This window comes from Nonomuraea sp. NPDC051191 (assembly GCF_044455665.1).
Taxonomy (GTDB): domain Bacteria; phylum Actinomycetota; class Actinomycetes; order Streptosporangiales; family Streptosporangiaceae; genus Nonomuraea.
Genome location: NZ_JBITEZ010000009.1, coordinates 299,749 through 309,728, shown reverse-complemented (window position 1 = coordinate 309,728; position 9,980 = coordinate 299,749). Strand labels below are relative to the sequence as shown.

Annotated in this window: 9 protein-coding genes; 2 read left to right on the top strand and 7 right to left on the bottom strand. The window is 71.2% G+C overall.

All coding sequences use genetic code 11. The features are described 5' to 3' along the window. Position 1 precedes the first annotated feature (1 nt). Together ACIA8R_RS26905 and ACIA8R_RS26900 are read right to left on the bottom strand one after the other, a co-directional pair. Positions 2 to 760 carry an SDR family oxidoreductase gene (locus ACIA8R_RS26905; protein WP_364092173.1) on the bottom strand — a complete coding sequence of 253 codons (759 nt, stop codon included), beginning with the start codon at positions 758 to 760 and terminating at the stop codon, positions 2 to 4. Then, on the bottom strand, positions 757 to 1,209 hold the full coding sequence (locus tag ACIA8R_RS26900; protein ID WP_357704961.1) for a MarR family transcriptional regulator: 453 nt from the start codon (positions 1,207 to 1,209) through the stop codon (positions 757 to 759). Before ACIA8R_RS26900 ends, ACIA8R_RS26905 begins: the two co-directional genes overlap by 4 nt. A gap of 90 nt (positions 1,210 to 1,299) precedes the next feature. Between ACIA8R_RS26900 and ACIA8R_RS26895 the strand changes: the two genes are divergently transcribed. Beyond that, positions 1,300 to 2,274 carry a hypothetical protein gene (locus tag ACIA8R_RS26895; protein WP_397041035.1) on the top strand — a complete coding sequence of 325 codons (975 nt, stop codon included), beginning with the start codon at positions 1,300 to 1,302 and terminating at the stop codon, positions 2,272 to 2,274. Here ACIA8R_RS26895 and ACIA8R_RS26890 read toward each other — a convergent pair. Further along, entirely contained in the window at positions 2,231 to 3,172 is a 942-nt protein-coding gene (locus tag ACIA8R_RS26890; protein WP_397041151.1) for a HupE/UreJ family protein, read from the bottom strand. The two genes, ACIA8R_RS26895 and ACIA8R_RS26890, sit on opposite strands and share 44 nt — an antisense overlap. A 73-nt stretch (positions 3,173 to 3,245) precedes the next feature. Here ACIA8R_RS26890 and ACIA8R_RS26885 point away from each other — a divergent pair, with 73 nt between their 5' ends. After that, entirely contained in the window at positions 3,246 to 3,437 is a 192-nt protein-coding gene (locus tag ACIA8R_RS26885) for a hypothetical protein (RefSeq protein ID WP_397041033.1), read from the top strand. Here ACIA8R_RS26885 and ACIA8R_RS26880 read toward each other — a convergent pair. From ACIA8R_RS26880 to ACIA8R_RS26865, 4 genes are all read right to left on the bottom strand, one after another. After that, on the bottom strand, positions 3,427 to 7,380 hold the full coding sequence (locus tag ACIA8R_RS26880; RefSeq protein WP_397041032.1) for a metallophosphoesterase: 3,954 nt from the start codon (positions 7,378 to 7,380) through the stop codon (positions 3,427 to 3,429). The genes ACIA8R_RS26885 and ACIA8R_RS26880 overlap by 11 nt on opposite strands. Before the next feature lie 231 nt (positions 7,381 to 7,611). Beyond that, on the bottom strand, positions 7,612 to 7,764 hold the full coding sequence (locus ACIA8R_RS26875) for a hypothetical protein (protein ID WP_357710513.1): 153 nt from the start codon (positions 7,762 to 7,764) through the stop codon (positions 7,612 to 7,614). Between the two features lie 175 nt (positions 7,765 to 7,939). Then, positions 7,940 to 8,845, bottom strand: a complete 906-nt coding sequence (locus tag ACIA8R_RS26870; RefSeq protein ID WP_397041030.1) for an NADP-dependent oxidoreductase — start codon at positions 8,843 to 8,845, stop codon at positions 7,940 to 7,942. 78 nt (positions 8,846 to 8,923) lie between these two features. After that, a complete protein-coding gene (locus ACIA8R_RS26865; RefSeq protein WP_397041029.1) occupies positions 8,924 to 9,832 on the bottom strand; it encodes a hypothetical protein in 909 nt (302 codons plus the stop codon). Positions 9,833 to 9,980: the final 148 nt, after the last annotated feature.

The following is a 9,980-nucleotide window of genomic DNA, read 5'->3' as shown; positions in this document are numbered from 1 at the left end:
GTCAGGTGCGGCGGGTGAAGGGGGCACTGGCGAAGCGGTAGGCGATCTTGGCCGGGGTCAGCCACCGCACGTGGGCGCCGTTCCTGGCCCGGCCGACCACCCGTTCGGCCAGCCACGGCGCCACGGTCTCCACCGGGTCGGCGAGGATCGCGAAGATCCTGGCTGCCCGCGCCCGCTCGGCCTGCGAGTAGCCGTACGTCAGCAGGTCGGTGACCACCATGCCGGGGCTGAGCAGGCCCGCCGTCACTCCCTCGGGAGCCTCCTTGGCCAGCGCCCGGGTCAGGTACGTCACGGCCCGCTTGGTGGCGCCGTAGACGCCGAGCCCTGGCACCGTGCGGCCGTCGCTCCCCAGCCCCTCCATGTTCCAGACGTGGCCGCCGCCCTGCGCCGCCATGCCCGCCACCGCGACCGCGCAGCCGTTGACCGTGCCCAGCAGGTTGACCTCCGTCACCGCGCGGGCCTCGTCGGCGGGCAGCCGCCACAGCGGGAGGCGGTCGTGGGAGATCCCGGCGTTGTTGACCCAGATGTCGACCCGCCCGTGCCGGCGTACGGCCTCGTCCCAGAGGTCCTGGAGGCGGGCGCGGTCGGCGACGTCGGCCACGACGGCGGGCACGCCGAGCTCGGCCCCCGCCTCGGCCACCCGGACGGGGTCGGTGCCGCACACCGTGACCCGGTGCCCCAGGGCGGTCAGCGACCGGGCGAGGCCGAACCCGAGCCCCCGGGTGCCGCCCGTGATCACGATCGACCGGGACGCGCTCATGCCTCGTGCTCCTTCCTGGCCGCCACGGTCGCCTCGATCGCGTCCGCGAGGAACCTGCCGACGACCTCCCGCTCCGCCGGGGTGAACGCGTCGATCGCCGCGGTGAGGTGGCGGACCAGCGGGGCGAAGAACGCCCCCGCCAGCTCGACGGCCTGCTCGTTCAGGACGACCTCGACCTTGCGGCGGTCGCCCTCGTCGCGCCGCCGTACGACGTGGCCGGCCTGCTCCAGCCGGCCGAGGAGGGCCGTCGTGGCAGGGGCACTGAGGTTCAGGGCGGCCCCCAGCCCGCCCGGGGAGAGCGGCCGGCCGGCGCGGTGGGCGTCGAGGATGACCACCAGGGCGTTCATGTCGGTCCTGTGCAGCCGGTGCCCGACGGCGAAGCCCTCCACGAACCGGTCGCTCTCCACGTTGAGCCGGCGGATGAGGACCATCAGGTCATACGCCGTCATGTCACCCCTTATATTTCTATCGTGGAAGTATTCCATCATAGAAAGAAAACGTTAGCCGCGCTCCGTCCTGAGACGGTACTCGTCGCGGGGGTGGTCGCGAGCGCCGTCCTGACCGGCCTGATCTGGTTCCTCGGCCGGTGGCTGGACGACGTGGTGCTGCTGCCCGACCAGGGCGCGTCCTGGTACTACTGGAAGCTGCCCGAGCCCACCATGTGGACCAGGCTGTCGGCCTGGGCCGGTTACGCCGCCCACCAGATCGTGTCCTGGTGGCTCATCCACTACGCCCAGACCCGGGTCCGCCGCTACTCCGCCGGCCTCCACCCGGTCAACGTCGTCGCGCTGGCGGTCAACACCGGGTTCATAGCCCTGCACACGGCGCAGACCCACCTGTTCTACGACGGCCTGGCCCAGGACGTGTCGATATACAGCTCCCAGGGCTCGGTCATCCTGCTGCTGGTGGTCGTCCTGATCATGGAGAACCGGCGGCGCGGCCTGTTCCTCGGCAAGCCCGCGCCCATTAAGCGGGAGATCGTCGACTTCGCCCGCCGCTACCACGGCTACCTGTTCAGCTGGGCGGCGGTCTACACGTTCTGGTACCACCCGGCCGAGTCCACGCCCGGCCACCTGATCGGCTTCTTCTACATGTTCCTGCTGCTGCTCCAGGGCAGCCTGTTCCTCACCAGGGCGCACACCAACCGCTACTGGACGGTGACGCTGGAGCTGGCCGTCGTCGTCCACGGCACCCTGGTGGCCGTCATGACCTCGGGCCCGGACGGGTTGTGGCCGATGTTCCTGTTCGGCTTCCTCGGCGTCTTCGTGATCACCCAGATGCACGGCCTGGGGCTGTCGCGCACCGCGCGCTGGGCGCTGACCGGCTGCTACGCGGCGGCCCTGATCGTCGTCTACGCCCTGCGCGGCGACCTGGCCGGCACCAACGAGGCGATCAGGATCCCGGCCATCGAATACCTCCTGGTCGGCGTGCTGGCCCTGCTCGCCTGGGGAGCCCGCCGCCTGTGGGCGCTCAGAGCGGGAGCGGGATCCGGTCGAGGAACCAGTACAGGCTGACCGCCACGATGGACAGCGACACCGCGGCCGACGTCCAGCGGGCCGCGGCCGTCCGCCGAAGGAGCACCAGCAGCGGGAAGAGCACGGCGATGATCGCGAGCTGGGTCACCTCGATCCCGACGTTGAAGCTCAGCAGCGACAGCAGCAGCTCCCACGACCCGCTCTCGCGGATGTCGAGCGCGCCGGCGAACCCCAGGCCGTGCATCAGGCCGAAGGCGAAGACGACCGGCAGCCGCCAGGCGCCCGGCCGGTCGCGGCCCAGGAGGTTCGCGAGCGCGACGACGACGATCGAGGCGGCGATGACCGGCTCGACGACCGCGCCGGGCACGTTCACCACGCCCATCGCGGCCAGCAGGAACGTGATGCTGTGCGCGACCGTGAAGGCGGAGGCGGTGACCACGACGTCCCGCACCCCGCGGGCGCCGATGATCAGGGTGAGCAGGAAGAAGACGTGGTCCAGGCCTAGGACGAGGTGCTCGACGCCGAGCAGGAAGAACTCGCCGATCTGGCCGGTCGCGGCGCGCTCCCCCACGCGCAGGGTCGGGCTCCCGGCGGTCAGGACGGCCGAGCCCGCGTCACCGTCGAGGTCGTAGCGCAGGAGCGTCTGGGTGCTGTGGACGAACGACTCGGCGTCGGGGAACAGGGCGCTGGAGATCGTGGGCCCGCCCCCGTCCGGGCAGGCGTAGGCCAGGGTCAGCGTCGCGAAGGCGGCCTTGCCGCGCGGGTGCACGTCCGCCTCGCCCACCTGCCGGGGGACGCACGGCCGGTCGCCGCGGGCGACGGAGAAGCGGCGGGTGACGTAGCCGAACACGGCGTCGCGGTTGGCCGCGAGCTGCCGGAGCTGCTCGGCGCGCTCCTTGGCCTCGTACGCCTCGGCGTAGAGCCAGGCGGACTTCATCAGCAGGTCGTACTCCAGGTCGAGCACGACTCTGACGTCCCCGGCCGTACCGGTCACCTCGGCGTGGGCCTTCGTGGTGGCGTCGTGCGCCGCCGCCGGGGCGGGGTGCAGGAGGTCGGCCAGCGCGCCGCAGAGGATGACGGCGAGGACGACGGCGTACGGCCAGCGCCAGCGAGGCATGTCTTTTGTCTCCAGGGGTCAAGGGGGGAAGGGCGCCGCCCCGGGCGCGGGCCCGGGGCGGCGGAAGGGACGGATCAGCGGTTGAACCAGCGGTACATGGGCGAGTCCTGATCCCACTTGCCGGGACGTCCGCGCTCGTCCTTGGTGACGAACACGCTGGGCTCGGAGGCGGTGACGCCGCCGCCGGCCGAGCGCGCCGTGACGAACCAGGCGTAGGCCGTGTCGTTCTTGAGGTGCTTCCAGGTCACCGAGGCGACCTGGCCCGAGGCGGCGGTGCTCCTGCCGATGATCTTCGTGGGCTTGTAGAGCGCCAGAGAGTCGGTCTTGAAGCTCGTCGTCCGGGAGGTGAGGTCGACGGGCAGGACCATGTTGTCCTCGCGCCCGTCGTAGCGGCGCAGCGGGTCGAACTCGCCGGCGCCGAAGTCGCCGAGCAGCGGGGAGTAGGTGTCCACGCTCAGCTCGGCCCGCTTGACGTCGAACTGGAGCAGCCGGAAGTAGCTGGCCCCGAACTGGAGCTGGTCCTCCGGCTTGTAACCGCCGATCTCGGTGAGCCCGAGCCGGTCGGCCGAGACCGTGTAGAACTGGTAGTCGGCCAGCAGCTCGACCACGCCGTTGCCGACCTGACCGACCTTCGGCTTCACGTTGGTGCCCACGCCATGCTCGTGACCGGCCAGGATGAGGAAGACGTTCGGGTTCTTCTCGACGACGGTCTTGTAGAGCATCGAGCCGTCGGGGGCGGAGAAGCCGGCGCCGCGGCCGTCGGGGTTGGTGCTCGGCACGAGGTAGTCGTGCGAGAGCAGGATGCCGTTACGGCCGGGGAACTTCTTGAAGACCGAGTCGGCCCACTCGGCCTCCTCCCTGGTCACGCCGTACGACAGGCCGACGACCACGAAGTCCAGGCCGCCCGCGGAGAACAGCTCGTAGTGGTTCTGGTTGTCGCCCTCCTTCCACGGGCCGCCGTACTTGGCGTGCTGCCAGCCCTGGGAGGCGTTCTGGTAGCGGGACGGGCCGTAGTACTTGTTGTAGATCGCCTCCGGGCCGTCCTCGGTGCCCGACTGGTTGTCGTGGTTGCCGGCGATGACGCCGTTCGGGATGCCGGCCTCGTCCAGCACGCGCTGCTGCTTCGACGACACCTCGAACTCGCCGACGACCTCGCGCTGCATGGCCTCGTCGGCGGGCTTGCGGATGTTGTTCTCGATGATGTCGCCGGTGTGGGCGACGTAGGAGATCTTGCGCTGGTCCTTGTTGGCGGCGATCCAGTTGACGATCCCGGCGTAGGCCGACTCCCACACCGCGCGCTCCTGCGCGGTCTCCTGCTCCACCGCGCCCTCGGAGATGTACTGGGTGTCGGTGAAGTGCACCATCGAGAAGTCGTACGTGGAGGGGTCGGCGAAGCCGTTCGGGTCGCCGGGGTCGATGTCGTCGGCGAACGGGTCCTCGCCGGTCACCATGACGTGCACGTCCTGCCGGTCCACGTACTCGGGGCCGACCACGGCGGTCAGGACGGTCCTGCCGTCGGCCGCGCCGCGGGCGCTGGTCAGCAGCTCCCACGCCTTGGTCCTGGTGTTCCACGCCCGCAGCGAGGCCAGGCGCTCGGGGTCGACGACGCCCTCCCAGCGCAGGACGGGCGAGTCCACGTGGCCCTGAACCTTGACGTCGTAGCGCTGGTAGACGAGGTCGCGGCCGCTGGGGGCGTCGAGCGTCCGGCCGTCGCCGGGTTCGAGCCCTTCGGCCTTGACCCGCTGCTCGCCGGGCACCTTCAGCGTCGTGGGCAGGGTCGTGGCGGTGCCCTGGTACGCCTCGTCTGGGGTGAGGATCTTGGCCTCGGAGAAGGTGGCCGACACCTGCCCACCGCCGGGCTCGCCGACCTTGGCCGACAGCGTGACGGGGTCGGACACGTCGGCCGTCCCCGGGGCCGGGGTCAGCTCGGCGGGCACGTCCGGGATGCCGGCCGACTCGAACACGATCTCCTGGGCCGCGGTGTTGCCGAGCCCGTCGACGCCGGTGACCGACAGCGTGTGCCGGCCCGCCTTCAGCCCGGGGCCCACCTTGGCGCCCAGCTCCACGGCCTGGCCGTCGAGCTTGACGTCCGGCCCGGACACGACGCCGGAGGCGTCTTCGAGCTTGACGTCCAGGACGACCGTCGCGGTGATCTTCTCGTCCGCGGCGGGGACGCTCCTGGCGACCTTCGGCGCGGAGTTGTCGGTGATCAGGACGCGGGCGGCGGTCTCGCCCGAGGTGGACTTCGCCGCCAGGGTGTGCCGGCCGTCCTTGATCGCGGTGGTGTCGAGGTCGGCGCGCAGGCCGCGGGCCGGGGCGTCCACCAGGAACTCCAGGTCGATCTCGGTCAGCGGGTTCACCGTGTCGCCGCAGTTGCCGTCGCCCATTCCGTACGAGGTCTTGATCATCTGGCCGGTCGCGGTGCCCTGCGCCGGGGTCAGGACGATGTTCGAGATCGTGAAGTCGTCCCGGTTGGCGCCGCAGGACGTCGGGTACGTGCCGGCCACGAAGTCGATCGTGTTCCAGCCGGGCACGAGGTACTCGTTCGGGATCGGCAGGTCCACCCGGCGGCTCACGAAGTCGCCGTCGAGCACCACCTTCTGGCCGTTGACCAGCACGAAGTTCTGGTAGCGCGCCTCGATCGAGTTGCTGCCCACGGTGAAGCCGAGCGTCGCCTGGCCGGAGCCGAGCGTCTCGGTGACGTGCACGGCGGGGGCGTCGATCGTCCAGCGCAGCTCTGCCTCGCGCGGGAGGGCCTGGTCGCTGCCGCAGTCGCCGTCGCCCAGCGCGTACGAGGGCTTGACGTCCTGGCCGGTCACCGTGGCGCCGTCGAGGGTCAGGGCGAGGTTGGCGATCGTGAAGTCGTCGCGGTTGACGCCGCAGGACTCCTTGTAGTCGCCGGTGACGACCTTGATCGTGTTCTCGCCGGGCACCAGGAACCTGGCCGGGACCGCGACGGTCACCCGCCGGCTCGCCCAGGTGCCGCCCAGGTCGATGCGCTTGCCGTTGACCAGCAGGAAGTTGTCGTACTTGTCGTCGATCGAGTCCGCGCCCACGTCGAAGGCGAGCATGGCGGCGCCGTTGCCGAGCGTGGCCTTGGTGACCGGCTTGCCGCCGTCCACGGTCAGCGACTCGACGCCGCCGGATCCGGCCGCCGGGACGGTCGCGTACACCGTCTTGGCGCCGGCCGCGAGCGTGCCGTCGGTGGGCAGCAGCCGCGGCGCGCCGGCCGGGGCGTTGTTCACCGTCACGGTGTTCCTGACGGTCCCCCCGGCCGCGGTGGCGGCGCTGATGACGTGCTCGCCGTTGGCCAGCTTGGTGGTGTCCACGTCGGCGGCCAGGCCGGTCGTGCCCTGCGGGTCGGACTGGGTGAAGAACGTGAGCGTGGCGCGCTTGAGCAGCGTGGCGTTGCTGCCGCAGTTGCCGTCGCCGAAGTTGAAGGTGTAGGGGTTGTCCTCGCCGTCGGCCACCTCGCCGAGCAGTTCGAGGCCCACGTCGGACAGCACGAAGTCGTCGTAGTTCTGCCCGCAGGAGGACTGGATCGCGCCGACCACGATCTCGACGGTGTTCTCGCCCTTGACCAGGTGCCCGTTCGGGATCTCGATGGTGGCCCGCTGGTTGACGAAGTTGCCGATCTCGGCCTTGTAGGCGCCGTTGACCAGCACGTAGCTGTGGTACTGCGCCTCGGTGGAGTTGGAGCCGACGTCGAAGGCCAGCTTGGAGACGCCCACCGTCGGGGTGGCGGTGACGGGGGCGCCGTCGATGTCGAGCTTGGTGACGCTGTCGCCGGCGCTCACCGGGACGGCGGCGAGCTTCGCCGTGCCCTCCAGGTACGAGCCGGTGGCGGGGGTGAGCGCGGGCGGGGCCGGGGTGCTCGTCGGGGTGGGGGTCGGCCGTCCCCGGCCCTGCTCCCCCGGGTCGGCGTAGGCCGCCGTCACGACACCGCCCACCAGCACCGCCGCGAGCGCGGTGGTGACGGCGAGCCGTCCCCTGCTCCTTGAACCGCCCAATAACTGTCGTGCTGCCATCGGCTGCATCGGGTCCTTCCATGACGTTCACGGGCAGCCGATGAGGCGGCGTGCCCTTCGAGCGGACACGTTGGAGCGCACGAGTGAACGTTGTGCATGGAGAGACTGAAGGGACGGGGAACTGTCTCCTCATTCTGGTCATTCGCCAACAGACAGGAACAACCCCGACACAAGAGACGGCGTGACCCGCGGCCCGAAGGGCCGGGTGTCACGCCGTCGTGCCGGGCAGGGTCAGCCCTGATGCCCCGGCAGGTGCTTGCTCTCCTGGGACTTGTTGGTGGAGGGCTTCTTGTCCCCGGTGCTGCGGCTCTGGGTCGAGGAACTGCGGCTCTTGTCCTTGTCCTTGTCGCCCGACTTCGTCTTGCGGGCCTTGTTCTGCGGCATGACGGTTCCTTCCTTCGATACGGGGAGTCAGCGAGTCGCTTGGCTCCGTAACTGCGCGTGCCCGTGGCCCGGACGGTCATACGGCAGGCCGGTCAAGGTTTCCTCAATAGGCCGAAATATCCATACATTTGCCACCGCAGGCCGCCGCTCGACGGACCAGCCCCGGACGCCGGCCTCAGATCTCGATCACGACCTTCCCCGGCACGCCGCGCTTGGCCCGGAACGCCTGCCCGGTCTCGGCCAGCGGATACACCGCGCCGACGTGGGCGCGCAGCAGCCCCGCCCCCGCCCGCGCGGCCAGCTCGGCGAGCTGGGCCCGGTCGGGCTCGACGATGAAGAACACCGCCCGCCCCGCCTCGGGGGCGACCGGCGGCGGCGCGGTGATCGAGACCAGCGCGCCGCCCGGCCTGACCTTCGCCGCCGAGCGGGCGAGCAGGTCGCCACCGATCGTGTCGAAGATCAGGTCCACCGGCCCGACCGCCTCCTCGAACGACTGCCGCTCCAGGTCGACGAACTCGTGCGCGCCCAGCTCCACCGCCAGGCCCGCGACCCGTCCCCTGCCGGTGGCGATGACGTGCGCGCCGGCTTCGCGGGAGAGCTGGACGGCGAGCGTGCCGGTGCCGCCGCCCGCGCCGTGGACGACGACCGTCCGGCCCGCCTCCAGGCCGCCGTGGGTGAACAGGCCCTGCCAGGCGGTCAGTCCGGCGAGGGGCAGCGCGGCCGCCTCGGTGAAGGTGACGTTCGCGGGGATGTGGGCGAGGTTGCGCGCCTCGGCCGCCACGTACTCCGCCGCGCCGCCGTCGCGGTGCCAGTCGGTCAGGCCGAAGACGCGGTCGCCCACGGACAGGCCGGTGGTGCCGTAGGCGACCTCGGACACCACGCCCGCCACCTCATGGGCGGGGACGGACGGCGCGCGGTCCCGCCCGGCCCGGTCGGTCCACGTCCCCGGCCACTCCAGCTCGTCGGGGACGAAACCGGCCGCGTGCACGCGTACCACCACGTCGCCGGTGGCCGGGCGCGGCATGGGGGCGTCCTCCAGGACGAGGTCGCCGCCGGGCCGGTGAACGCGTATCGCTCTCATGGTCATGACCTCTCCGTTCGTCGTCATTGTCGACGACAGGACGGGACAGCGGCCGGGAATGTGACGGCGACGCGCCGGTCAGGGCCAGGCCCACCGGATGCCGACCAGGCCGGGCTGCAGGGCGGCGGCCATCAGGTGGACGGCGTGCTGGGAGTTCAGCGTCAGCTCGGCGGCGGTCGGCTCGCCGCCGCCCGGACCGCGCCGGGCGAAGCGGTGGATGCGCACCGGCAGCTCGGCCGGGTCGAACGCCACGCGCAGCACGTACTGGCCGGCCGGGAAGCGGAAGCCGCGCTCGTAGAAGCAGGACTCCGCGCCGCTGAGGTCGGCGATCCGGTACCGCAGCACGTGGGTGTCCCCGACCCGCAGCGACCGGTCGAACAGCAGCTCGGCGACCACCGTGGCGCTCGCGCCGTCCCTGGTGACGCGGCCGACGCGGCAGTCCTCAAGGGCGGTGACGGTGACGTGCTCCACGTCGCAGCCGGCGTCGCCGCGATAGATCATGATGTAGCGGTCGGCGCCCTCCTCGTGGGCCTGGACGACCTGCGTGGTCTCGCGGCTGGTGAGGCTGCGGTCGGGGCCGATGCGCAGCGACTCGTACATGACGGCGATGTGCAGGCGGCGGTCGTCGACCACCGCGTCCAGCTCGTCCAGCAAGGCGGAGACCACCTGGGCCGGCCGGAACAGGGTCGAGTACGCCACCCCGGGCGCGCGTCCGCGTGGCTTCGGCGGCCCGAGCAGGCCGAGCAGCGCGCGGGGCGGCAGGTCGAGGATCTCCTCCAGGGCTCCCACGGCCCGCAGCGACTCCTCGCGCTCCGGCCGGCGCAGGCCCTGCTGCCAGTAGCTCAGCGTGCTCACCCCGACGTTCAGGCCGCGCTGCGCCAGGCGGTGGCGCAGCCGTTCGAGGGTCAGCCCCCGCGCTCCGACCGCGGCCCGCAGGGCGACGTGAAAGGGGCCCGCGCGCAGCGCGGCCTGGAGCTCATCCGCCACGTTGTGAATGTTCACAGATTTCCACAGATTCGTCATCACTTCATGAACGTCATGAAATGTCACCTTCCACAGTGATCTGTCAGGGAAATGCGCTCCCTCTTGTACGGACATCACCGCAGGTCGAACATCCTTCGCAGCACCCCCCAGC